Source organism: Actinokineospora spheciospongiae, from assembly GCF_000564855.1.
GTDB lineage: Bacteria > Actinomycetota > Actinomycetes > Mycobacteriales > Pseudonocardiaceae > Actinokineospora > Actinokineospora spheciospongiae.
In genome coordinates this window covers 1-23,172 of sequence record NZ_AYXG01000077.1, presented here as the reverse complement: position 1 = coordinate 23,172, position 23,172 = coordinate 1, and the positions used below count along the sequence as shown (strand labels likewise).

The following is a 23,172-nucleotide window of genomic DNA, read 5'->3' as shown; positions in this document are numbered from 1 at the left end:
GTGGTCCTCGACGCGCAGCGGGTTCCCGCTTACCACGGCGAGGGCGCGTAGTCCTTGAGGAAGCAGCCGAAGACGTCCTCGCCGAGTTCACCGCGGACGATCGGGTCGTACACCCTGGCGGCGCCGTCGACGAGGTCCAGCGGGGCGTGGAAGCCCTCGTCGGCGAGGCGCATCTTCGTCGGGTGCGGGCGCTCGTCGGTGATCCAGCCGGTGTCGACCGCGGTCATCAGGATGCCGTCGGCGGTCAGCATCTCCTGGGCGCTGGTGCGGGTCAGCATGTTCAGCGCCGCCTTGGCCATGTTGGTGTGCGGGTGGCCGGGGCCCTTGTAGGCGCGGGAGAACTGGCCCTCCATCGCGGACACGTTCACCACGTACTTGCGCCGAGCCGCCGCGGCGGCCATCACCGGGCGCAGCCTGCTGATGAGGATGAACGGCGCGGTCTGGTTGCAGAGCTGCACCTCCAGCAGCTCCATCGCGTCGACCTCGTGCACCCGCTGGGTCCAGCTGTTGACCGCGTGCAGGTCCGGCACCAGCCCGCCCGCGTCGATCGCGGTGTTCGCCGCGATCCGGTCGGGGGTGGCGGAACCGGCGGTCAACGCCAGCGCGGTCATGGTGTGCGCGTCCATCGCCCGCCAGTCGGTGGACCCGACCGCCCCGGCCAGCGCCGCCGGGTGCGCGTCGGAGGTGCGGCCCATGCTGATCACCTCCGGCCGCGGGCCGTCCGGTGGCGGCGCGGACTCCGCCTCGGCCAGCAGCGCGTAGGAGCCGGGGGAGCGGCGCACGGTCTGCGCGGCGTTGTTGATCAGGACGTCCAGCGGGCCCGCCGCGGCCACCGCGTCGGCCAGGTCGACCACCTGGGCCGGGTCGCGCAGGTCGACCCCGACGATGCGCAACCGGTGCAACCAGTCCCCGGCGTCGGGCATCGCGGCGAAGCGGCGCACGGCGTCGTTGGGGAAGCGGGTGGTGATGGTGGTGTGCGCGCCGTCGCGCAGCAGCCGCAGCGCGATGTACATGCCGATCTTCGCCCGGCCACCGGTCAGCAGCGCCCGCCTGCCGGTGAGGTCGGTGCGGGCGTCGCGGCGCGAGCGGTTCAGCTCCGCGCACCCCGGGCAGAGCTGGTGGTAGAACGCGTCGACCTCGTGGTAGCGGCGCTTGCAGGTGTAGCAGGCGCGGGCGCGCAGCAGCGTCCCGGCGGTGGCCCCCGGGGTGTTCGACACCAGCGGGATGCCCTGGGTCTCGTCGTCGATGCGCTGCGGGGACCCGGTGGCGGTCGCCTCGGTGATCCGCCGGTCGTTCTCCGTCACCGCCGCCCGCCGCGCCGACTTGCGCCGCTGCTTCACCGACTTGAACACCCCGGCGGTGGCCCGCCGGATCGCCACCGCGTCCGGGTGCTCGGTGGGCAGTTCGTTCACCTCGGCCAGCACGGCCAGGCAGGCCGCCATCCGCTCCGGGGCGATGCCGGGGTGGTCGTGCTCCGGTTGAACTTCCCCTGCCACCGTGTCGGCCACTGTTTCGGCTGTCATGTCCCCACTCCGTGCTCGCGCGTGCGGCCTACCACTCTAGAAGGCCCGTTCGGGTGACCCGGATCGCACCGGTGGGTGAGGCCCCGGGCGGCACAATGGGCCGGGTCCATCGCAACGGAGCTGGGAGTGCGTCGTGGGTGTGGGTCTGGAGCGCGTCGGGTCGGTCGCCGTGGTCACGGTGGCCTCGCCGCCGCTGAACCTCTACACCGCCGACCTCCAGGAGGAGTTCGCCGCCGTCCTCACCCGCGTCGAGGCCGACCAGCCCCGCGCGGTGCTCTTCCGAGCCGAGGGCAAGCTCGTCAGCGGCGGCGTGGACGTGTCCCTGTTCGACGCCCAGGCCACCCGCGAGGACGCGCAGCGGCTGTTCGACACCATGCTCGACCTGCCCGAGCGGGTCGCCGCCCTGCCCTGCCCCACCGTCTTCGCCGCCCACGCCCTCTGCCTCACCTGGGCGTTCGAGGTCGCGGTCGCCTGCGACATCCTGCTCGCCGCCGAGAAGGCCTCGTTCGGCCTGGTCGAGAACGTCATCGGCCTCACCCCCACCATGGGCGGCACCCAACGCCTCGCCGCCCGCGCGGGCGTCGGCCGCGCCAAGGAGTTCGTCATGACCGGCGACCGCTACCCGGCGGCGGTGCTGGAGCGCTGGAACGTGGTCAACCGGGTCCTCCCCGACGCGGGTTTCGCCGAGGCGGCCCTCGCCTACGCCGACCGCCTCGCCCAGGGCCCGACCAGGGCGCACGCGGCCACCAAGGAAATCCTGCGCCACTTCGAGGCGGGCGGGGTCCCCGAGGCGAACCAGCACGTCACCGCCATCGCCGCCGACCTGTTCGACACCGAGGACCTGCGCGGCGCCGTCCGCTCCTTCCTCACCGAAGGCCCGGGCAAAGCCACCTTCCACGGCCGCTGACCCCCACCGAACCCCGGTCCCGGAACGGCACCGGGCCGGGTGGGCGCCCGGCGCAGCGCGCCACGGCGACCTCCCGGCCCGGTGGTGAGCGGAAACGACCTGCCGCGGCGCCCGCGGTCGAGCCGCCGCCCGGGAGGCCGCGGGCTCAGTTGTCCTGCAGGTCCGACAGCGCGGCCTTGACCTTGGCCAGCTCCGCCTCCAGCTCCTCCATCCGAGCCCGGTGCTGCTCGCGCGCGGCGTCCAGCACGGTCTCGATGGCCTTGGCGATGTCCTCGTGCAGTTCGGCGGCGGCGCGCGACACCGCGGCGGCGGCCACGCTGACGCCCTGCATCATCCGCTTGCCGCCCTGGGTCAGCTCGGCCTGCCACTCGCCCTCGGCGGTGCCGGTGACGGTGAGGGTCAGCTCGACGGTGCGGGTCTTCTTGGCGGTGCTCGCGGCGCGGGTCGCCTTCGGCTTCTTCGCCGGGGCGGGCTTGTCAGCGGGCTGGGCAGTGGGCGCGTCGGCGGGCTTGTCCTGCGCCGCGTCCTCGGCCCGGTCGCCGGACTGGTCCTCCGGCTCGGTCGCGGGGGCCTGCGGCGTGGCGGGCACGACCACGGCGGCGGTCGTCGGGGTGGGCGCCGCGGTGCTGGTCGCGGGGGTGGTGGCCGGGGCGGGCTCGGCTGGTGTGGTCACGGTCTCGACACCGGTCTCGGTGGACACGATCGACTCCCTCTCAGGGCACGTGGTGAACGCGCATTAGAACACTAGTTCGGTTGGAGCGGATCACCGGGGCGGCCGGGCGGGTCGGCGCGGGCCACCGCTCGGGCGCTGCTCAGCGCGCGGTCAGCACCGCTTTCGCCGTTCGCCGACCGGAGACCAACGCGCCCTGGATCGACGGCGTGTCCCGGTGGTCGCCGCACACGTACAGCCGGTCGCCGATGGACACCGGTCGCCGCAGCGGGCTCCCGGACACCGGCAGCGCCTCGGGTATCCGGTAAGACCGTACCGGCCGCCACGCGGAGGTGTCGCGGTGGTAGAGCCGGGCCAGGTGCGCCCGCACCGCCTCCTCGCCCGGGTCCTCGCCGCCGACGGACGTGGACGACACCAGCACCCGACCCGGGGCGTAGTCCGGGTTGGCGTTGGTGAGCACGACGCTGTTGGTCAGCGGGCCGCGCCCGGCGGCCTCCAGCACCAGCGCCGCCTCGGCGACCGGCGCCACGTCGGCCAGGTGGTAGTGGGTGACGCAGCCGCGCGTGCGGACCTCGGGCAACCGGTCGGGGAGCAGCCGGTGCGCGGTGGGGCCGCCGGTGGCGACGACGACGTGCCTGGCGGTGACCGTGCCGAAGTCGCCGGTGACCCGGCCGGGCACCACCTCGGTGATCGGGAAGCTGTACTTGACCGCGCCCGCGGGCAGCCGCGCGGTGAGCTGGTCGGGGATGGCCCGCATCCCCGCCGCGGGCACCCCGATGGCGCCGCGGGCGAAGCTGCGCAGCACGAACTCGGCGAACCGGGTCGGCACGGTCAGCTCCGGGTCGAGGAACACCCCGGCCAGGAACGGCCGCAGGAACCGCTCCAGCACCGGGCCGGTGATGCCGTACTCGGCCAGCCGCTGCCGCAGCGGCCGGTCGTCTCGGCCGCGCAGCGTGGCGGGCGGGGCGGCGGCCACCGCGGCGGCGTAGGCGCCCAGCAGCGCCTTGCGCGGCAGCGAGCCGATCGGGGCGCGCAGCGTGGCGGCCAGCCGGGCGGGCTCGCGCCGCGGGTCGGCCACCAGGTGCAGCCCGTCGTCGTCGCTGACCAGGGCGCCGGGCAGGAACGGCCGCAGCCCCAGCGCCTCGACGTCGAGCAGGTCCCGGGCGGCCGGGTAGGCGGCGTTGAACACCTGGAACCCGCGGTCGAGCAGCACCCCGTCCACCGCGTCGGTGCGCACCCGCCCGCCCGGGGCCTCACCCGCCTCCAGCACGACGACCTCGCGCCCGGCCCGGGTGAGCGTCACCGCCGCCGCCAGCCCGGCCAACCCCGCCCCGACGATGACCGTCTCCACCTCGCTGCTCACGCCGCCAACGGTAGGAGCCCCGGTCTCACCGCGCCGGACGGCAGTGCGGGAACGACGCCGGATCGGTACCCGCCAGCACCTCGCGCGCCCGCGCCCGACCCAGGTTCCACCCGGTCGCCGTCTCGGCCGGGCCGTAGGAGGCCGACAGCGCCTCCCGGTGCCCGTTGAGCACGCAGGCCCGTTGGTACCCGGGCAGCTCCGCCAGCGCGGGCACGGCGTCGGGGGAGAGCCTGCTCAGGTAGACCAGGTCGAGGTTGCCGGTTTCGGCGTAGCGGGCCACGTTGCGCTCGGCGACGAACCGCTCCGGGTCGAGCAGGCCGACGCCGAACACCGCCAGCAGCGCCGAGACCAGCACCGCGCCCGGCAGCCAGCCCGCCCGCAGCCGCGCCCCGGCCACGAGCACCAGCAGGCACACCAGCCCCAGCCACAGCTCCACCACCTCGACCTGCAACCGCAGCACGGTGAAGCCGTAGGTCTGCTGGTAGGTCCACATCCGCACCAGCGCGGAGGCGACGATCACCAGGGTCAGCGCCACCAGCCCGCCGAGCAGTGCGCGCAGCCACCCGCGCTCGACGGCGGTGTCGCGCGGCGCCACCCGGGCGGCGATCCCGACCACTGCCAGGGTCAGCACGGTCACGACCAGAAGCTGCCAGAAGCCGCCCCTGGCGTACTCGGCGTAGGTCAGGCCGGTGGTGCGCAGCACGTGCTCGCCGCCGCCGAAGAGCACCCGTAGCTGCACCGCGACGAACCCGGTGAACAGCAGCACCAGCACCCCCACCGGCCCGGCCCACTCCACCACCGCGGCCCGCCGCCCAGCCGGACCCGAGGCGGGTTCCGGCAGCCCGGCGGGGGAGTCGAGCAGGTAGCAGCCGCCCAGCACGACCAGGCCCAGCACCGCGAACACCCACACCCAGCGCACCCCGGCGGCCAGGTCCAACTGCGGGATGAGCGCCTCGAACAGGTCGGCGAACGCGGCGTCGGCACTGGCCAGCAGCGACCCGAACACCACCAGCACCAGCAGGCCCAGCGCCACCGTGCGCAGCACCCGCACCCGGGAACCACCCCGGCGCAGCGCGCGCAGGCCCGCGCTCGCCCAGGGCAGTGCCCGCACCGCGCCCGCCCACAGCACGACCACGCCGAACACCAGCTCGCGCACGGTCCGCCCGCCGGTCACCGACAGCGCCACGGCCACGCAGGCGCCGAGCACGCACAGCGCGGTCAGCCAGTGCGCGGCCCGCAGGGTCGGCACGGTCATCAGCGCCGCGCCCAGCAGCAGCCACCGCCAGTCGGCCCGGACGCGCCCGCCCGCGGTGAGGAGGGCCGTGGCCACCCCCAGTGCGGCCACGGTCCACCCCACCCCGGGCCGGTCCAGCGGCAGCACCGACGCCCCGACGGCGGCGACCGCCCCCACCAGGAGCAGGACGGTCCTCGACGCGGCGGGCGAGCGCCGGACCCAGTGCTCGGCCGCCCACGACCCCGGCGGCGGCCACGGCCGGGTGAGCACCGGCTGCGCGGTCGGCGGCTGCGTGGGTGGTGCCTGCGCGGCCGTCGCAGCGGATGCGGCAGCGGGGGACGGGTCGGTGGGTGTCGGTCCGGGCATGCGGGGACTCCAGGGTGTGCTCAGGGGTCGGTCACGGCACCCGTGGGCGTGGCCCGGGGTGTGCTCTCGCGGTCTTGGGATCAGGTCGAGCGGTGCCGCTCAGGCGGGCAGGGTGACCCGGATGCGGCAGCCGCGGTCGCCGTCGACCACGGCGATGCTGCCGCCGTGCAGCTCCACCACCCAGCGGGCGATGGCCAGGCCGAGGCCAGTGCCGCCGCCGGTGGCGCGCTCGCCCCGGCTGAACCGGCGGAACACCAGGTCCCGCTCGGCCTCGGCGATGCCCGGCCCGTCGTCGGCGACCTCCAGCAGCAGCCCGGCGGGCCCGGCCGAGGCCAGCACCCGCACCTCCCCGTCGGCCGGGCCGTGCCGCACCGCGTTGTCGAGCAGGTTCACCAGCACCTGGTGCAGGCGCTCGCGGTCGGCGCGCACGGTCGCGGCGGTGGGGGAGACCGAGGTGCGGAACACGACCGCCCGCCCGGTGGCCGCCGCGTTGACCTCCGCCTCGGCGACGACCTCGGCCAGCAGCGGCGCCACTTCGACCTCCTCGCGGTCGAGCGCGTGCACACCCGCGTCGATGCGGGACAGGTCCAGCAGCTCGGTCACCAGCCTGCCCAGCCGCTCCGCCTGCGCCAGCGCGGTGCGCATGGTGGCCGGGTCGGGCTCGCTGACCCCGTCGACGACGTTCTCCAGCACCGCGCGCAGCGCCGCGATCGGGGTGCGCAGCTCGTGGGAGACGTTGGCGATCAGCTCGCGGCGGCTGCGGTCGGCCTCGGCCAGGTCGGTGCTCATCTGGTTGAACGCCCGGCCCAGCTCGCCCACCTCGTCGCGGGCGGTCACCCGGACCCGGCGCGAGTAGTCCCCCCGGGCCATCGCCCGCGCCGCCGCGGTCATCTCCCGCAGCGGCCTGGTCATGCCGTGGGCCAGGATCTGCGAGGTGATCACCGCGCCGAGGATCGCGGTGATCGAGGTGGTCGGCGGCAGCCAGCCGATGTTCCACCAGAACCAGGCGAACGCGGCGCAGCCCGAGGCCACCAGCAGGATGCCGATCTTGAGCTTGATCGAGCGCACCGGGTCCAGCGGGCGCGGCAGCCAGTCGGCCAGGGTGTTCAGGGCGGTCACGCGGGCACCTCGCTCGTCGGGATCTCCAGCGCGTAGCCCACGCCGTGGACCGTGCGGATCAGGTCGGCGCCCAGCTTGCGGCGCAGCGCCTTGACGTGGCTGTCGACCGTGCGGGTGCCCGCCGCCTCGCCCCAGCCCCAGATCTCGGCCAGCAGCCGCTCCCTGGGCTGCACCGCGCGCGGCCGGGCGGCCAGGTGGGCCAGCAGCTCGAACTCGATCGGGGTCAGGTGCGCCTCGACACCGCCTCGCCGCACCCGCCGCTGCGCCGAGTCGACCTCCAGGTCGCCCACCACCAGCACCGGTTCGGTCGTGGTGGCGGCGCGCTCCACCCGGCGCAGCAGGGCGTGCACCCTGGCGGTCAGCTCGCGCGGGGAGAACGGCTTGGTCATGTAGTCGTCGGCGCCCACGCCCAGGCCCACCAGCAGGTCGGTCTCGTCGTCGCGGGCGGTGAGCATCAGCACCGGCACCGGCCGCGCCGCCTGCACCCTGCGGCACACCTCCAGCCCGTCGAACCCGGGCAGCATCACGTCCAGGACCAGCAGGTCCGGGCGGTGCGCGGCGGCCGAGGCGACCCCGGCCGGGCCGTCGTGGGCCAGCTCCACGTCGAACCCCTCGGCGCGCAGCCGGGCCGCGATGGACTCCGCGATCGTGGGGTCGTCCTCGACCACCAGCACCTTCCGCCGCGGTCCTGTGCCCGTCCCCGTGCCTGTCCCCATGTCACGGACTCTAAGGGGGGTCCGTGCGGGAAGGCGTCGGAGCGTGTGAACGTTCTGTGGAGGTAACTCGGATGAGAACGCCGCCCGGCGTTGCCTAGGCTGGGAGCAAATGAGCGCCGACACCACCCCGAACCAGGCCGACCTGCGCGCGCGCCTGCCCGAGCTGATGCTCCGCGACCAGCGCAGGCTGGGCCGCAGGCTCGACGGGCTGCGCAAGACCCGCGACCCCGCCCGCCGCGCGGCCACCCTGGCCAGGGTCGCCGAGGAGGTCGAGGCCGCGGTCCGGCGGGTGGAGCTGCGGCGGTCGTCGCTGCCGCCGCTGAAGTACCCGGAGGAACTGCCGGTCACCCAGCGCCGCGAGGACATCCTCGCCGCGATCCGGGACAACCAGGTGGTGATCGTCGCCGGGGAGACCGGGTCGGGCAAGACCACCCAGATCCCGAAGATGTGCCTGGAACTGGGCCGCGGGGTCACCGGGCTGATCGGGCACACCCAGCCGAGGCGGATCGCCGCGCGCACGGTGGCCGAGCGGGTGGCCGAGGAGATCGGCACGCCGCTGGGGGAGACCGTCGGCTGGAAGGTCCGGTTCACCGACCAGGTCGGCGACCGCACCCTGGTCAAGATCATGACCGACGGCATCCTGCTGGCCGAGATCCAGCACGACCGGCTGCTGGCCCAGTACGACACGATCATCATCGACGAGGCGCACGAGCGCAGCCTCAACATCGACTTCCTGCTCGGCTACCTGGCCAGGCTGCTGCCCCGCAGGCCGGACCTCAAGGTCGTCATCACCTCGGCGACCATCGACCCGGAGCGGTTCTCCCGGCACTTCGGCGACGCCCCGATCGTCGAGGTCTCCGGGCGCACCTTCCCGGTCGAGGTCCGCTACCGGCCGCTGGTCGACCCGGAGGACCCCGACGCCGACCCGGACCGCGACCAGACCCAGGGCATCGTCGAGGCGGTCGAGGAGCTGTCGGCCGAGGGGCCGGGCGACGTGCTGGTGTTCCTCTCCGGTGAGCGCGAGATCCGCGACACCGCCGACGCGCTGACCGCGGCGAACCTGCGCAACACCGAGGTCCTGCCGCTGTACGCGCGGCTGTCCTCGGCCGAGCAGCACCGGGTGTTCCAGCCGCACACCGGCAGGCGGGTCGTGCTCGCCACGAACGTCGCCGAGACGTCGCTGACCGTGCCCGGCATCAAGTACGTCGTCGACCCGGGCACCGCGCGCATCTCCCGCTACAGCAACCGGCTCAAGGTCCAGCGCTTGCCCATCGAGGCGGTCTCGCAGGCCTCGGCCAACCAGCGCAAGGGCCGCTGCGGCCGAACCTCCGACGGCATCTGCATCCGGCTCTACAGCGAGGACGACTTCCTCGCCCGCCCGGAGTTCACCGACCCGGAGATCCTGCGCACCAACCTCGCCTCGGTCATCCTGCAGATGGCCGCCGCCGACCTCGGCGAGATGGCCGACTTCCCGTTCATCGAACCCCCGGACAAGCGCCACATCGCCGACGGCACCCAGTTGCTGCACGAACTCGGTGCCCTCGACCCGGCGCAGACCGACCCGGCCAAGCGACTGACCCCGCTGGGCCGCCAGCTCGCCCAGTTGCCCGTCGACCCCCGGCTGGCCCGCATGGTCATCGAGGCCGACAAGAACGGCTGCCTGGCCGAGGTCATGGTCATCGCCGCCGCGCTGTCCATCCAGGACCCGCGCGAACGGCCGCAGGACAAGCAGCAGGCCGCTGCGGAGAAGCACGCCCGCTTCGCCGACTCGGACTCCGACTTCATCAGCTACCTCAACCTGTGGAACCACCTGCGCGAGCGGCAGAGGGAGCTGTCCAGCAACAGGTTCCGCCGCGAGTGCAAGGCCGAGTTCCTCAACTACCTGCGCATCCGCGAGTGGCAGGACATCCACAGCCAGCTCCGCCAGGTCGCCAAGCAACTGGGCATCACCCCGAACGAGACGCCCGCCGAGCCGCGCAACGTGCACATGTCGCTGCTGTCGGGCCTGTTGTCGCACATCGGTTTCCGCGACCCGGCGGGCAAGGAGTACGTCGGCGCCCGCAACGCCAAGTTCGCCGTGTTCCCCGGGTCGGCGCTGTTCAAGAAGCCGCCGCGCTGGGTGATGGCGGCCGAGCTGGTGGAGACCTCGCGGCTGTGGGGGCGCATCGCCGCCCGGATCGAACCCGAGTGGATCGAACCGATCGCCGAGCACCTGGTGCGCCGCAACCACAGCGAACCGCACTGGGAAGCCAAGCAGGGCTCGGTGGTGGCGATGGAGCGGGTGACGCTCTACGGGCTGCCGATCGTGGTCTCCCGCAAGGTCCAGTACGGGCGCATCGACCCGGAGCTGTCGCGCGACCTGTTCATCCGGCACGCGCTCGTGGAAGGCGACTGGCAGACCCGCCACCACTTCTTCCGCGACAACCGCAAGCTGCTCGACGAGGTCGAGGACCTCGAACACCGCTTCCGCCGCCGCGACATCGTCGTCGACGACGAAACCCTGTTCCGCTTCTACGACGAGCGCGTCCCCGCCGAGGTCGTGTCCGGGCGGCACTTCGACTCGTGGTGGAAGAAGACCAGGCACGAGCACCCGGACCTGCTGACCTTCACCAAGGCCATGCTGGTCAACGACAGCGTCGACGTGGACGAGGACGCCTTCCCGGACGCGTTGCGGCAACACGGCCTGACCCTGCCGCTGAGCTACCGCTTCGAACCCGGCCGCGACGACGACGGCGTCACCGCCCGGGTCCCCATCGCGGTGCTCAACCAGCTCAACGGCGACGCACTGTCGGTGCAGGTGCCCGGGCTGCGCGAGGAGGTCGTGACCGCGCTCATCCGGTCGCTGCCCAAGCCGCTGCGCCGCAACTTCGTCCCGGTGCCCGACTTCGCCAAGGCGGTGGTGCGCAAGCTCGCGCCCACCGAGGAATCCCTCCCCGACGCCGTCGGCCGCGAACTGCGCGCCCTCACCGGTGTCCTCATCCCGCGCGACGCCTGGCAGCTCGACGCCGTCCCCGCCCACCTCAAGACCACCTTCCAGGTCGTCGACGGGGACAAGACCCTGGCCACCGGCAAGGACCTCGGCGCGCTGAAACAGCAGCTCAAGTCCCAGCTCCGCGAGTCGCTGACCGCAGCGACGGTCGACCTCGCCCGCCGGGGCCTGACCTCCTGGACCATCGGCACCCTGCCCAAGGTCGCCCGCACCGAGCAGAACGGCCTGGTCGTCACCGCCTACCCGGCCCTGGTCGACGAGGGCGCCACGGTCGCGGTCCGGATGCTCGACACGGCGGTCGAGCAGCGGGCGGCGATGTGGACCGGCACCCGCAAACTGGTGCTGCTCAACGTCGCGTCCCCGACCAAGCACGTGGTCCGCTCCCTGTCCAACCAGGCCAAGCTCGCCCTGTCGCACAACCCGCACGGCGGCGTCCCGGCCCTGCTGGCCGACTGCGTCGACGCCGCGGCCGACCACCTCATCGCCCAGGCGGGCGGCCCGGCGTGGACCGAGGCGGGCTTCACCCGCCTGCGCGAACACGTCCGCACCCGCCTCAACGCCACGGTGGTCGAGGTCCTCGACGCCGCCCGCAAGGTCGTGCAGGCGTGGAACGACGTGGAGCGGCGCCTGGGGACCACCCGGGGCCCGATCTTCGTCGAACCGCTGGCCGACATCCGCGAACAGCTCGCGGGCCTGATCTTCCCCGGCTTCATCACCGCCACCGGCGTCGCCCGCCTCCCGCACCTGGAGCGCTACCTGCGCGGCGTCGACCGCCGCCTGGACAAGCTCCCCGAGCGCCCGGACCGGGACACGGCGTGGATGCACACCGTGCAGGACCTGGAGGACGCCTACCACGACGCCGTCCAGCAGCGGCACCCCGCGGCGCGCGACACCGAGGAGGTGCGGGCGGTGAAGTGGATGATCGAGGAACTGCGGGTCAGCTACTTCGCCCAGACGCTCGGCAGCGCCGGGTCCATCTCGGACAAGCGCGTGCAGAAGGCGATCGCCGCGCTCATCCCCTGAGAGGTCCGGTCAGGTGCCGCCGCGCAGCAGCGCCGCGTAGAGGGTCAGGCCCGGGCCGAACGCCAGCACCACCACCGGTTTGCCGGAGGCGAGCTTCCCGGTGCGGCGCAGCTCCTCCAGGATGATCAGCACCGTCGCCGAGGAGCAGTTGCCGTACTCGCGCAGGACGGTGCGCGAGGCGTCCAGGGCGTCGGCGGGCAGTTCCAGTTCGCGGGCGACCGTGTCGAGGATGCGGGGCCCGCCCGGGTGCACCGCCCACGCGCCCACGTCGTCCACCGCCAGGCCGTGGCGGGTCAGGAGGTCGTCGACCAGTGGGCCGACGTGGCGGGCCAGGACGGCGGGGACCTCGGGGGACAGCTCCATCCGGAAGCCCAGGTCGGTGATGTCCCAGCGCATGTGGCCGGAGGTGGCGGGGTCGGTGCGCGCGGCCACGTCGGTGACGCTCAGCCCGCCGCCCCCCGGACCGCCGTCGCCGGGGCGCAGGACCACGGCCGCGGCGGCGTCGGCGAACAGGGCGTGCGTGATGACCTGGGACAGGTCGTCGGTGGTGGGCTGGGCGTGCAGGGAGGTCAGCTCCAGGCACAGCAGCACCGCCGGGCGGCGGCGGGCCACGACGTAGTCCGACACCGCGCCCAGGCCGGGCAGCGCCGCGTAGCAGCCCATGTGGCCGATCATCAGCCGCTGCACGTCCGCGGGCATCCCCAGGTCGGCGGCGAGGCGGATGTCCAGGCCCGGGGTGGTGTAGCCGGTGCAGGACACCACCGCGAACATGCCGACCTCCTCGGCCGACAGGCCCGCGTCGGCCAGGGCGGCACCCACCGCCTCCTTGCCCAGGCCCGGCGCCTCGTCGATGTAGCGCTCCATGCGCCGCTGCGTCGACCAGGTCGAGACGTCCTCGACCACCGGGTCGGCCACCGCGTGCCGGTGCCGCACCCCCGCGGCCCGGTACAGCCGCTCGGCCACCCGGGAGTTGCCCAGCCGGGGGGCGAAGAAGTCCGTCCACAGCGCGTCCTGGTCCATCCTGGCCGGGAACGCGCACGCGCCGCCCGCGATCACCGCCGCTGAGCCGGTCGTACCTGCGGTCATGTGCTCCTCTTCCTGCCGATCCCTTGGAACAGCACGGATGTCGTCGGTGCGGGCACCATCCGGACGCCGTCGCCGCGCCCGGCGAGCAGGCGCACCACGTCGAGCGCCGAGGGGCGGATACCCCGCAACGCGATGCCGACCCCGTTGTCGGCGCACAACCGCACCAGGTGCGCCCGGTCCACGAACAACGCCGGGTCGTGGATGCCCTTCGGCGCCGCGCCCGGCACCCGTTCGGCGATCGTCACCGCCACCAGCCGCGCCAGCCGGGTGTCGGCGATCGTGTCGACCACCAGCAGCCCGCCGGGGCGCAGCACCCGGCACGCCTCACCGACCGCGGCGGGCAGGTCCGGGACGTGTTCGAGGATCTCGCCCGCGCACACCACGTCGGCGCACCCGTCGACCAGCGGCACCCGGCCCACGTCACCGCGCACGGCGGTGACGCCGTGGTCGGCGGCCAGCGCCAGCGCGCTGCGGGTCAGGTCCACCCCGACGTGGCGGTAGCCCTTGCCCACCAGGTGCGGGGCGAGCAACCCGGCACCGCAGCCGAGGTCGACCAGCACGGCACCGGGTCGGGGGGCGGCGGGGACCAGTGCCGCCCTGGCGGCGGCCAACCAGTGCAGCATGGCGAACTCGCCGCGTGGCAGCCACCACTGGTCGGCGAGCGCGTCGTACTGCTCCGGGTTGTTCCGCCCGAGGTCCGGGGACCGGTCCCGCTCAGCTTTCGGGCGGAGAGGCACAGGACCTACGCTCGCACACCGGCAGCGGTTCCGCTGGACCACGGCCCACCCGCTGGACCGGGGCGCCGGGTGGTCGGCGCCGCCGAACGCTGCGAGGCTGATCGGGTGCGCGCATCGACTGCCCTGGCCCTCGTGCGGGCCTGCCACCCCGAACCCACGGTCGCGGTCACGGCGGTCGCCGCCGGGCTCGCGATCAGCGTCGGGCGCCCGGCGTGGGGTGTGGTCCTGGTCGCCGCCGCCGTGTTCACCGGCCAGCTTTCGGTGGGCTGGCTCAACGACTACCTCGACGCGGACCGGGACCGGACCGTGGGCCGCGCCGACAAACCGCTCGCGGTCGGGGCGGTGTCGCGGCGCGCGGTCGGTGTCGGGATCACCTGCGCCGCGGCGCTGTGCGTCCCGCTGTCGCTGTCGACGGGCTGGCTGCCGGGGGCGGTGCACCTGCTCGCCGTCGCCTCCGCCTGGTCCTACGACGCCTGGTTGAAGTCGACGGTCGCGTCCGTGGTGCCGTACGCGGTGTCGTTCGGGCTGCTGCCGGTGTTCGTGGTCCTCAGCGGGGAGGTCGCGCCCGCGTGGTGGCTGGTGGCCGCCGGTGCGCTGCTGGGGGCGGGGGCGCACTTCGCCAACGTGCTGCCGGACCTGGCCGACGACGCGGTCACCGGGGTGCGCGGTCTGCCGCAGCGGCTCGGTCCGCGCTCCGCGGCCGTCGCGGTGGTGCTGCTGCTCGCCTCGATGGCGTGCCTGGCGTTCGGGCCCGTCGGGGGTCCGGCGTGGACCGGGTTGTGGGCGTTGGGGCTGGCTGTGGCCGCGGTCGTCGCGTCGGTGGTGTGGGGGCGGGGTGACCGGTCGCGTGGGTTGTTCCGGGCGGTGATGGTCACGGCGCTGCTGGCCGTGGGACTGCTGCTGGTCTCACCGCTGGGCTAGCGCTCCGGGGGCGGCCTAGCGGTCGACCTGGAGGCGGACGACGGTGCCGGTGCCGGGTGCGGAGCGGATGCTGACCAGGTCGCAGAGGCGGTTGGCCAGCCAGACGCCGCGGCCGCCCTGGACGGCGGGGATGGGGGAGACGCGGCCGACCAGGGGGTTGGTGATGTGGCCGCTGTCGGTGACCTCGCAGGTGAAGGTGCGCTCGTCGTGCCAGGTGCGCAGGGTGCCCCGGTCACCGCCGTGCACGATGCTGTTGGTGACGATCTCGTTGGTGGCCAGGGTCAGGTCAAGGGCCCGGTCGCGGGACAGGCCGAAAGCCGAGGAGCGGACCGTCACCAGGTCGCGCAGTTCGGGCAGGTCGTCCAGGGTGAAGTGCACGTCGTCGAGGTCCAGGGGGGTGGTGGCCTCCGGCAGGGGGCGGGCGAACACCGCGTAGCCGTGGTCGGGATCGTAGGCGGCGCCCGGTCTGCTGGTGCCCCCGTCCAGCACGGTGGGGTGGGTGTGCTCGGCCTCGGGCAGCGCGTCCGCGTCGACGGTGCAGCGCAGGCGGAAGTCGATGGCGTCGTCGAAGGCGAGGTTGAGCAGGGCCTCGTGCAGCGCGGTCTCGGCGGCCGCGGCCGGGTCGTGGGTGGCGCGGGTGGAGTTGCCCACGCAGCGCAGCGGGCCGCGCGCGGTCTCCAGCAGGTCGCGCAGGGTCGGGATGAGGCGGGCCGGGTTGCGGCCCAGGTCCGTGGTGTCGACCACCCGCACCCCGCTGCCGTCGAGGGCGCCCGCGAGCAGTTCCCGCCCGCGCGGACCGAGCAGGGCCACCGCGGTCTCGCCCTCCCGCACACCCTCCCGCAGGAAGTCCACGGTCGCCGCCACGTACGCGTCGTCGTCGCGGTGGACCAGCGCTTCGTGCACGAACCCGGCTGTGCCCATGCTCGTCCCTCCGTCGGTGGGTGCCCCCGCGGAGCGAAGACGCCCGAGGCCGACCCGCGTCGCGGGCACGGGCAGCGTACCCGCGCGGACCCCCGGAGCAGGGCGAGTGGCCGGGTGTCGCGTGGTCCGGAAGGGTGATGTCATGGTCATCACCGCCGCCGCGAAGAAGCACCGGGTCGCCCTCGACGACTGGGTCATGCTCGGACTCGCCGTGGTCTCGGTCGCCCTGCTCGTCTACCGGGCGCTGTGGAACCCGCCCACCCACGTCGGCGAACTGATCGTCCGGATCGACTGGGCGTTCTGCGCGGTGTTCGCCGTCGAGTTCCTCTGGCGGTGGCGGCTGGCGGGCTTCACCGGCCGGTTCGTCCTGCTCAACTGGTACGACGTCATCGGCATGGTCCCCTGGGCGCACGTGCTGGTCCGCGCCTTCCGGCTGCTGCGCGTCGTGCGGGTGGTGACGCTGCTGACCAGGCTCCAGCGCCCGGTCGACCGCTCCGTCGGCGAGGAACTGGCGCACCGGGCGATGGGCCGCTTCGGCGGCGTCCTGATCGACGTGGTGAAGAAACCGCTCACCGTGGCCGTGCTGGAGGAGGTCGTCTCCGTGCTGCGCACCGGCCACTACGCGCGCAACATCGCCAGCGCCCTGGAGGAGAACCGGGCCGAGATCCGGCAGATGGTCCTGGAGAAGCTGAAGGAAGACCCCCAGGTCGGCAAACTCCGCCGCCTCCCCTTCCACGACGAGGTCGTGGGCGCGGTCTCCGAGGCGGTGCTGCGCGTGGTCCTGGAGATGCTCGCCGACCCCCGCACCGACGAACTGATCTCCGACCTGCTCCGGGAGAACATCGACCAGATCCGCCAGGCCGTGCGCGCGGGCGACCACCAGAACCTCCCCGACCCCGCCCCGCCGGGTCTCTGACCCACCACCCTGGACCCCGCCGCCCCGGGGAAGCCACCGGGGTCCACTGCCTGGAAACGCGGTGCCCCCGACCCGGTTCGGCCGGCAGCATGGGCCGGGTGACCTTCTCCCTCGACCCGGCCGTGCACCACCTCAACCCCGGCGGCTTCGGCATCGTGCCGGTCGAGGTCCGCGAGGCCCAGGCCCGGTTCCGGGCCGCGTCCGACGCCAACCCGATGCGCTTCCACCGGGTCGACACCCCCGCCCTGGTCGCCGCCGCCCGGGAGGCGGCGAGCGGGTTCCTGGGAGCCGACGTGGTGCTGGTGCGCAACGCCACCGAGGCCGCCGCGACCGTGCTCGCCTCGCTGCCGCTGGCGGAGGGGGACGAGATCCTGCTCTCCGACCACGGCTACGGCGCCGTGGCGATCGCCGCGCAGGCCGCCGCCGACCGGGTCGGCGCCCGGCTGCGCGTGGTGCACTTCCCCGCCGACGCCGGGCCGGACGAGGTGGTGGCCGCGTTCGCCGGTGGGCTCACCGCCGCCACCCGGCTCGTGGTCGTCGACGCGATCACCTCGCCGACCGCGCTGGTGCTGCCGGTCGCCGGGGTCGCGCAGGCGTGCCGGGAGCGCGGTGTCCCGGTGTTCGTCGACGCCGCCCACGCACCCGGTCACCTCGACCAGCGCCCGGACCTGCTCGGTGTGGACTTCTGGGCGGGCAACCTGCACAAGTGGGCCTACGCCCCGCGCACCAGCGCCGGGCTGTGGATCGCCCCGCCGTGGCGCGACCGGGTCCGCCCGCTCGTGCCGTCCTGGGACCACCCGGCCGGGTACCCGCGCTGGTTCGACCACGCGGGCACCGGCGACTACTCCGGGTGGATGGCGCTGCCCGCCGCCTTCGACCACTGGCGCGCGGTGGGCGGCTGGGACGCGGTCGCGGCCAGTTCGGCGCTGCTGGACCGGGGCGTCCGCCTCGTCGCCGACGCCCTCGGTGCCCCCGGGCAGGTCAGCGCGCACCACGCCCCGCTGATGCGCCTCGTCGCCCTCCCCTCCGGGCTGGTCGCCGACTTCGACGACGCCGCGCGCTACTACGGGGAACTCAGCGCCCGCGGCATCGAGGTGCCGGTCATCCACTGGCACGGCGCCGCCTACGTCCGCGTCGGCGCCACGACCCACACCACCGAGGACGACTTCGCCGCGCTCGCCGCCGCCCTCGCCGAGGGCCGCTAGAACCCCCAGTCCGACCGTTCCAGCTCGATGCCCTCCACGCCGAGGACCGCGCGCACACCCGCGACGCCCGCCGGGTCGATCGACCCGGTGACCACGCCGACGTGCTCCAGCACCGCGTCCACCGACAGGCCCACGGCGCGCAGGTCGGCCACCAGGTCCGGCAGCCGACCCATGCCGTCGTCGTCCACGGTCACCAGCACCCGTAACGGACCGGGGTCGGTCACGGGGCCTGCACCAGACCCGCCCCGACGTCGGTGCTGGGCAGCGGCTGCCGGATGGCCGACTGGGCCAGCCGGGCCCACAGCGCCCACGACCGCGCGCCGGTGGCCTGGGCGATCAGCGCCGCCACCCCGGCCACGTGCGGGGTCGCCATGCTGGTGCCGCTGATCCGGTTGTGCCGCAGCGGCATCGGCCACGACGACAGCACGTCCACCCCGGGCCCGACCACGTCGACCGAGCCGATCCGGTCCACGGTGCCGCAGGAGAAGTACGCGATCGCCTCGGCCGCGTCGACCGCGCCCACGGCCAGGATCGACGGGCAGTTCGCCGGGTGCCCGACCGGGGCGACCGCCCCGGTGCGCCGGTCGGACTCGTTGCCCGCCGCCGCCACGATCAGCGTGCCCTGCGCCATCGCCCTGGTCGCCACCCGCTCGAAGGTGCGGGAGAACGGCTGCCCCGGCTGGGTCGCCGCGCCCAGCGACATCGACACCACCGCGCACCCGTTCTCCACCGCCCAGGCGATGCCGGACAGGATGCCGCCGTCGGACCCGGAACCGCCGTCGCTGAGGACCTTGCCCACGTAGATCTCCGCGGCCGAGGCGATGCCGTAGCCCGGTCCGTCGCCGGGCTCGCGCGGCCCGCACGAGGTGCCGACGCAGTGCGTGCCGTGCCCGTGGCCGTCCTGCGCGCTCTCCCCGGGCACGAACGACTCGGCGGTGACCTGCCGCCCGGCGAAGTCCGGGTGCGCCAGGTCGAACCCGGTGTCGAGGACCGCCACCCTGATCCCCGCCCCGGTCGCCGTGCTGAGCTGCGCCCCCACCGCCTGCAACCCCCAGGTGAACACGCTCTCGTCCACCGCGACCGCGGTCTGGACCTCCTCGGCGGTGATGGCGCGCACCCGCCGTTCCCGCTCCAGCCCCGCGATCGGCCCCGACGCCGCCGCGGCCCGGGCCAGCGCCTCCGCCTGGTCGGGGTCCGCGTCGACCACCGCGACGCCGAGCCGGTCGAGCACCAGCCCGCCCGCGCCGCGCAGGTCCGCGCCCGGACCGGTGGCGTCCGCGGTGGCGGCCACATCGATCCCGGCGATCCGGTTCAGCTCCCGGGTCCCGGCGGCCACGGAGTCGTCCTCCAGCAGCACCAGGTACCGGCCCGTCGTCCCGTCGTCCGCTGTGCCGTCGTCCCTGCTGGGAGTGGTCATCGACCTCACCTCGTTCCTTCCGGCGGGCCGTGTCCGCCCACCTGAGGGTCTCTCGAATACCTTGACAGGCATGTGACGGCCATTACAGCCCTGCTACCCGAATGGCCCACCGCCGTCCGCCCAGTGCGACACCTCTCCCGTGTCCGGGAGCTGCCGTTACTGTCGGGGCCATGCAGACCTGGCAATCCCACCCGGTGCCCGAGGTGGACGGCACCCCACGGCCGCTGCGCCTGTTCGACACCTCGTCGGGGCAGATCCGGCCGACCACCCCGGGCCGCACGGCCACCATGTACGTCTGCGGGATCACCCCGTACGACGCCACGCACCTGGGGCACGCGGCGACCTACCTCGCCTTCGACCTGGTCCACCGGCAGTGGCTCGACAACGGCCACGACGTGCACTACGTGCAGAACGTCACCGACATCGACGACCCGCTGCTGGAGCGGGCCGAGCGGGACTCCGACGACTGGGTCGTGCTCGGGATGCGCGAGACGGCGCTGTTCCGCGAGGACATGGAGGCGCTGCGGGTGCTGCCGCCACGCGAGTTCGTCGGCGCCGTCGAGGCCATCCCGGAGATCGTCGAGGCGGTCGGCAAGCTGCTCGCCGACGGCTCCGCCTACCGGGTGGACGACGAGGAGTACCCCGACGTCTACTTCGACCACACCGCCACCGGCCGCTTCGGCTACGAGTCGAACTACGACGAGCCGACCATGGACCGCTTCTTCGCAGCCCGCGGCGGCGACCCGGACCGCAAGGGCAAGCGCCACCCGCTCGACGCCCTGCTGTGGCGCAGCGCCCGCCCCGGCGAACCGAGCTGGCCCGGTGACCTCGGCCCCGGCCGCCCCGGCTGGCACGTGGAGTGCTCGGTCATCGCCCTCAACCGGCTGGGCATGACCTTCGACCTCCAAGGCGGCGGATCGGACCTGATCTTCCCGCACCACGAGTACAGCGCCGCGCACGCCGAGGCCCTGACCGGCGAACACCCCTTCGCCCGGCACTACGGCCACTCGGCGATGATCGGCCTGGACGGCCTCAAGATGTCGAAGTCGCGGGGGAACCTGGTCTTCGTCTCCCGGCTGCGCGCCGACAAGGTCGACCCGATGGCGATCCGGCTCGGCCTGCTGGCGGGCCACTACCGCCAGGACCGCTCCTGGACCCAGGACATCCTCGACACCGCCCTCGCCCGCCTCGACCGCTGGCGCACCGCGGTGTCGGCCGCCACCGGCGCCCCCGCCGACGACCTCGTCGCCCGCATCCGCGACCACCTGTCCGACGACCTGGACACCCCCGCGGTCATCGCCGCGGTCGACGCCTGGGCGGCCCAGCCCGGCTCCGACCCGACGGCCCCGGGCCGGGTCCGCACCGCCGTCGACTCGCTGCTCGGCGTCCTGCTCTGACGGTCCGGCAGCCCGATCGGGGCTGACCGGCCCGCTGGACCGGTTCGCGGTGGACCGGTTCGCGCTGGACCGGTTCGCGGTGGACCGGGCCGGTGGTCCGGTCCACCGCGAACCGGACCGCTCCTGGGTCGCCGTCCTCCGGCGCCCGGGAGCCCCGCCGCGGAACCGCCCGAATGGCCCGCGGGCGGACCCACCTGAGTCACACCCCGAGCATGCCCGCCGGGTCGCCCTCCGGCCGGTCGCGCCGGGTCACACCCCGCCAGGTCCCGCCGAGGTCACACTCCGGCCGGTCCTGCCGGGGTCACACCCCGGCCGGTCCTGCCGGAGGCACACCCCGGTCGGTCCCGGGCCCGACCCGCCGCGCCGGTCGGTCCTGGCGGGGTCACACCCCGGTCGGTCCCGGACCCGAGCCGCCGCGGCCGGGTCCCGGCCGCCGCCTGCGCAGGTAGCGCTCGAACTCGGCGGCGATCACCTCGCCGCTGGCCTCGCCCAGGGTGTCGTCGGCCTCGCTGCGCTCCTCGAGGGCGCGGACGTAGTTGCGCACGTCCTCGTCCTCCTCGGCCATCTCGCTGACGGTGGCCTGCCACTCCTCGGCCTGCTCGGGCAGCGCACCGAGCGGCACCTCCACGTCCAGGATCTCCTCCACCCGGTGCAGCAGCGCCAGCGTCGCCTTGGGCGAGGGCGGCTGCGACACGTAGTGCGGCACCGCCGCCCAGATGGAGATCGCGGGCACCCCCGCCTGCACGCACGCGTCCTGCAACACCCCGACGATGCCGGTCGGCCCCTCGTAGCGGGAGCGCTCCAGGCCGAAGCGGGCGGCGGAGGTGGCGTCGTAGGCGGTGCCGGTGACCGGCACCTGCCGGGTGTGCGGGGTGTCGGCGAGCAGGGCGCCCAGGGTCACCACGGTCGTGATGCGCAGGTCCTCGATGTGCTGGAGCAGCTCGGCGCAGAACGAGCGCCACCGCATGTTCGGCTCGATGCCGTGCACCAGCACCACGTCCCGGTTGGACCCGGGCGGGCGGCACACCGACAGCCGGGTGGTGGGCCACTCGACCCGCCTGGTCACCCCGTCCACCATGCGGACGGAGGGCCGGGTCACCTGGAAGTCGTAGTAGTCGTCGGGGTCCAACTCGAGCAGGGGGCTGGCGTCCCAGGTCAGCTGCAGGTGCTCGATGGCGGTGCTCGCCGCGTCGCCCGCGTCGTTCCAGCCCTCGAACGCCGCCACCATGACGGGGTCGACGAGTTCCAAGGGCTCGGTGCTGGGCTCGCGGTCGGCGGCCATGTGCGGGTCCGGATCGGTCACCGGCCCAGCCTACGGCCCACCCCCGATCGTGGTAGATCACCGGTCGCGAGTGGCTGGCCGGGCGTGTCGGGTGGTGGTGCGGGGCGAACGGCGCTCCGCCCGATGGGCCCTCCCCCGATCGTGGTAGATCACCGGTCGCGAGTGGCAGGCCGGGCGTGTCGGGTGGTGCGGGGATCGGAGGCGCGCGGATCGTAGGGTGGGGCCATGCCGAGCCAGCGCGTCGACCCCGCCCTGCCCGCCGCCGTGCTCTGGGACATGGACGGCACCCTGCTCGACTCGGAGAAGCTCTGGGACATCCCGCTCTACGAGTTCGTCGAGCGCCTCGGCTTCACCCTCGCCGCCGAGACCCGCACCGCGATGATCGGCAGCAACGTCCCCACGACCATGGCCCTGCTGTTCGCGCAGGCCGGGATCGAACCGTCCGCCGACGACATCCGCGAGGCGGTGGGCTGGATCGATGCCCGCATGGCCGACCTGTTCGCCACCGACCTGCGCTTCCGCCCCGGCGCCCCCGAGGCCCTGCGCGCCGTCCGCGCCGCGGGCCTGCCGACCGCGCTGGTCACCTCCACCGAGCGCCCGCTGACCGAGATCGCCCTCGACGTGATCGGCCGCGAGTTCTTCGACGTCACCGTCACCGGCGACGAGGTCGACGGCCGCAACAAGCCCCTGCCGGACCCGTACCTCAAGGCCGCCCGCCTGCTCGGCGTGGACCCGGCCGAGTGCGTCGCGGTGGAGGACTCGCCCACCGGCACCGCCGCCGCCGTCGCCGCGGGCTGCGTCACCGTGGTGGTCCCGTGCGAGGTCGACGTCCCCGGCGGCGAGCGGCGCGTGCTGCGCGAGTCCCTGGTCGGCTTTGACGCGGACGCCCTGCGGGCACTGGTGCCCGCCACCCGGTGAGGTCCGCCGCCCGCCGGTGGTGGCAGGATCTTCGACCGTGAAGACCTTCGACGAACTGTTCGCCCAGCTCCTCGACCGGGCGCGGACCCGCCCGGAGGGCTCGGGCACCGTGGCCGCGCTGGACGCGGGCGTGCACGCGCAGGGCAAGAAGGTCCTGGAGGAGGCGGGCGAGGTGTGGATCGCCGCCGAGCACGAGTCGGACGAGCAGTTGGCGCTCGAGGTGTCGCAACTGCTGTACCGGGTGCAGGTGCTGATGATCGGCCGCGGCATCACGCTGGAAGACGTCTACCGCCAGCTCTGATCACTCTTCTGTGGACAGTCCTCGGCCTTGGGGTGCCGGTCTTTTGCCGGGGTGTCCGGGTGGGTGGATGTGCTCAGCTTTCGAGCCCGGGGGTTTGGTGGTGGTGTCCGGCTGGGTGGATGTGTTTGGCCGGGGCCCCTATGGCGATCATGTGCTCCAGT

20 protein-coding genes are annotated in these 23,172 nt (G+C 74.2%); 8 read left to right on the top strand and 12 right to left on the bottom strand.

The features are described from left to right. Positions 1–29: 29 nt before the first annotated feature. Entirely contained in the window at positions 30–1,523 is a 1,494-nt protein-coding gene (locus UO65_RS10705) for an SDR family NAD(P)-dependent oxidoreductase (protein ID WP_084175447.1), read from the bottom strand. Positions 1,524–1,656: 133 nt separating this feature from the next. On the opposite strand from UO65_RS10705, the gene UO65_RS10700 reads away from it, so the two are divergent. Further along, the gene (locus tag UO65_RS10700) at positions 1,657–2,430 is read left to right on the top strand and encodes an enoyl-CoA hydratase/isomerase family protein (RefSeq protein ID WP_035281277.1); all 774 of its coding nucleotides are present in this window, start codon (positions 1,657–1,659) and stop codon (positions 2,428–2,430) included. A 145-nt stretch (positions 2,431–2,575) separates the two neighbouring features. Here UO65_RS10700 and UO65_RS37335 read toward each other — a convergent pair whose 3' ends face one another. From UO65_RS37335 to UO65_RS10675, 5 genes are all read right to left on the bottom strand, one after another. Beyond that, positions 2,576–3,130 carry a DUF6319 family protein gene (locus UO65_RS37335; RefSeq protein ID WP_233427525.1) on the bottom strand — a complete coding sequence of 185 codons (555 nt, stop codon included), beginning with the start codon at positions 3,128–3,130 and terminating at the stop codon, positions 2,576–2,578. Positions 3,131–3,242: 112 nt separating this feature from the next. Continuing rightward, positions 3,243–4,463: an FAD-dependent oxidoreductase gene (locus UO65_RS10690; RefSeq protein WP_035281274.1), complete on the bottom strand. Its 1,221-nt coding sequence runs from the start codon at positions 4,461–4,463 to the stop codon at positions 3,243–3,245. A gap of 25 nt (positions 4,464–4,488) precedes the next feature. Continuing rightward, positions 4,489–6,063 carry a DUF4153 domain-containing protein gene (locus tag UO65_RS10685; protein WP_084175445.1) on the bottom strand — a complete coding sequence of 525 codons (1,575 nt, stop codon included), beginning with the start codon at positions 6,061–6,063 and terminating at the stop codon, positions 4,489–4,491. Between the two features lie 99 nt (positions 6,064–6,162). Beyond that, the gene (locus tag UO65_RS10680) at positions 6,163–7,182 is read right to left on the bottom strand and encodes a HAMP domain-containing sensor histidine kinase (RefSeq protein WP_035281272.1); all 1,020 of its coding nucleotides are present in this window, start codon (positions 7,180–7,182) and stop codon (positions 6,163–6,165) included. Next, positions 7,179–7,898 carry a response regulator transcription factor gene (locus UO65_RS10675; RefSeq protein ID WP_084175444.1) on the bottom strand — a complete coding sequence of 240 codons (720 nt, stop codon included), beginning with the start codon at positions 7,896–7,898 and terminating at the stop codon, positions 7,179–7,181. Before UO65_RS10675 ends, UO65_RS10680 begins: the two co-directional genes overlap by 4 nt. 109 nt (positions 7,899–8,007) lie before the next feature. On the opposite strand from UO65_RS10675, the gene hrpA reads away from it, so the two are divergent. After that, entirely contained in the window at positions 8,008–11,910 is a 3,903-nt protein-coding gene (gene hrpA, locus UO65_RS10670) for an ATP-dependent RNA helicase HrpA (protein WP_035281267.1), read from the top strand. Between the two features lie 9 nt (positions 11,911–11,919). Here hrpA and UO65_RS10665 read toward each other — a convergent pair whose 3' ends face one another. Both UO65_RS10665 and UO65_RS10660 read right to left on the bottom strand, forming a co-directional pair. Continuing rightward, positions 11,920–12,996: a type III polyketide synthase gene (locus UO65_RS10665; protein WP_035281265.1), complete on the bottom strand. Its 1,077-nt coding sequence runs from the start codon at positions 12,994–12,996 to the stop codon at positions 11,920–11,922. Further along, positions 12,993–13,733: a methyltransferase domain-containing protein gene (locus UO65_RS10660; protein ID WP_035281262.1), complete on the bottom strand. Its 741-nt coding sequence runs from the start codon at positions 13,731–13,733 to the stop codon at positions 12,993–12,995. The genes UO65_RS10665 and UO65_RS10660 overlap by 4 nt, the downstream gene beginning before the upstream one ends. A 105-nt stretch (positions 13,734–13,838) precedes the next feature. On the opposite strand from UO65_RS10660, the gene UO65_RS10655 reads away from it, so the two are divergent. Next, positions 13,839–14,654 (top strand): UbiA family prenyltransferase, encoded by an 816-nt coding sequence (locus tag UO65_RS10655; RefSeq protein WP_035281290.1) that lies wholly within the window; start codon positions 13,839–13,841, stop codon positions 14,652–14,654. 15 nt (positions 14,655–14,669) lie between these two features. Here UO65_RS10655 and UO65_RS10650 read toward each other — a convergent pair whose 3' ends face one another. Next, positions 14,670–15,575: a sensor histidine kinase gene (locus UO65_RS10650; RefSeq protein WP_035281260.1), complete on the bottom strand. Its 906-nt coding sequence runs from the start codon at positions 15,573–15,575 to the stop codon at positions 14,670–14,672. A gap of 142 nt (positions 15,576–15,717) precedes the next feature. Here UO65_RS10650 and UO65_RS10645 point away from each other — a divergent pair, with 142 nt between their 5' ends. Both UO65_RS10645 and UO65_RS10640 read left to right on the top strand, forming a co-directional pair. Then, complete coding sequence (locus UO65_RS10645; RefSeq protein WP_035281257.1) at positions 15,718–16,491, top strand: ion transporter; 774 nt, start codon at positions 15,718–15,720, stop codon at positions 16,489–16,491. 98 nt (positions 16,492–16,589) lie between these two features. After that, on the top strand, positions 16,590–17,696 hold the full coding sequence (locus UO65_RS10640; RefSeq protein WP_200873356.1) for an aminotransferase class V-fold PLP-dependent enzyme: 1,107 nt from the start codon (positions 16,590–16,592) through the stop codon (positions 17,694–17,696). Here UO65_RS10640 and UO65_RS10635 read toward each other — a convergent pair. Further along, on the bottom strand, positions 17,693–17,920 hold the full coding sequence (locus UO65_RS10635; RefSeq protein WP_035281252.1) for a hypothetical protein: 228 nt from the start codon (positions 17,918–17,920) through the stop codon (positions 17,693–17,695). The genes UO65_RS10640 and UO65_RS10635 overlap by 4 nt on opposite strands. Then, positions 17,917–19,113: a S8 family serine peptidase gene (locus UO65_RS10630; protein ID WP_035281250.1), complete on the bottom strand. Its 1,197-nt coding sequence runs from the start codon at positions 19,111–19,113 to the stop codon at positions 17,917–17,919. The genes UO65_RS10635 and UO65_RS10630 overlap by 4 nt, the downstream gene beginning before the upstream one ends. A 170-nt stretch (positions 19,114–19,283) precedes the next feature. Between UO65_RS10630 and mshC the strand changes: the two genes are divergently transcribed. Further along, on the top strand, positions 19,284–20,510 hold the full coding sequence (mshC, locus tag UO65_RS10625) for a cysteine--1-D-myo-inosityl 2-amino-2-deoxy-alpha-D-glucopyranoside ligase (RefSeq protein ID WP_035281248.1): 1,227 nt from the start codon (positions 19,284–19,286) through the stop codon (positions 20,508–20,510). A 382-nt stretch (positions 20,511–20,892) separates the two neighbouring features. On the opposite strand, the gene UO65_RS10620 is transcribed toward mshC, so the two are convergent. Then, entirely contained in the window at positions 20,893–21,813 is a 921-nt protein-coding gene (locus UO65_RS10620) for a PAC2 family protein (RefSeq protein WP_035281245.1), read from the bottom strand. Positions 21,814–22,017: 204 nt separating this feature from the next. Here UO65_RS10620 and UO65_RS10615 point away from each other — a divergent pair, with 204 nt between their 5' ends. Both UO65_RS10615 and UO65_RS10610 read left to right on the top strand, forming a co-directional pair. Then, positions 22,018–22,710, top strand: a complete 693-nt coding sequence (locus tag UO65_RS10615; protein WP_035281244.1) for an HAD family hydrolase — start codon at positions 22,018–22,020, stop codon at positions 22,708–22,710. Between the two features lie 37 nt (positions 22,711–22,747). Beyond that, positions 22,748–23,011, top strand: coding sequence for a phosphoribosyl-ATP diphosphatase (locus tag UO65_RS10610; RefSeq protein ID WP_035281242.1), 264 nt, complete (start codon positions 22,748–22,750; stop codon positions 23,009–23,011). The last annotated feature ends 161 nt before the right edge of the window (positions 23,012–23,172 follow it).

Bases quoted from the DNA above. Each gene is read 5' to 3' on its own strand.
- UO65_RS10665 (WP_035281265.1), bottom strand. From the start codon at position 12,996: ATGACCGCAGGTACGACCGGCTCAGCGGCGGTGATCGCGGGCGGCGCG.
- UO65_RS10630 (WP_035281250.1), bottom strand. From the start codon at position 19,113: ATGACCACTCCCAGCAGGGACGACGGCACAGCGGACGACGGGACGACG.
- UO65_RS10615 (WP_035281244.1), top strand. From the start codon at position 22,018: ATGCCGAGCCAGCGCGTCGACCCCGCCCTGCCCGCCGCCGTGCTCTGG.
- UO65_RS10675 (WP_084175444.1), bottom strand. From the start codon at position 7,898: ATGGGGACAGGCACGGGGACGGGCACAGGACCGCGGCGGAAGGTGCTG.
- mshC (WP_035281248.1), top strand. From the start codon at position 19,284: ATGCAGACCTGGCAATCCCACCCGGTGCCCGAGGTGGACGGCACCCCA.
- UO65_RS10705 (WP_084175447.1), bottom strand. From the start codon at position 1,523: ATGACAGCCGAAACAGTGGCCGACACGGTGGCAGGGGAAGTTCAACCG.
- UO65_RS10645 (WP_035281257.1), top strand. From the start codon at position 15,718: ATGGTCATCACCGCCGCCGCGAAGAAGCACCGGGTCGCCCTCGACGAC.
- UO65_RS10650 (WP_035281260.1), bottom strand. From the start codon at position 15,575: ATGGGCACAGCCGGGTTCGTGCACGAAGCGCTGGTCCACCGCGACGAC.
- hrpA (WP_035281267.1), top strand. From the start codon at position 8,008: ATGAGCGCCGACACCACCCCGAACCAGGCCGACCTGCGCGCGCGCCTG.
- UO65_RS10685 (WP_084175445.1), bottom strand. From the start codon at position 6,063: ATGCCCGGACCGACACCCACCGACCCGTCCCCCGCTGCCGCATCCGCT.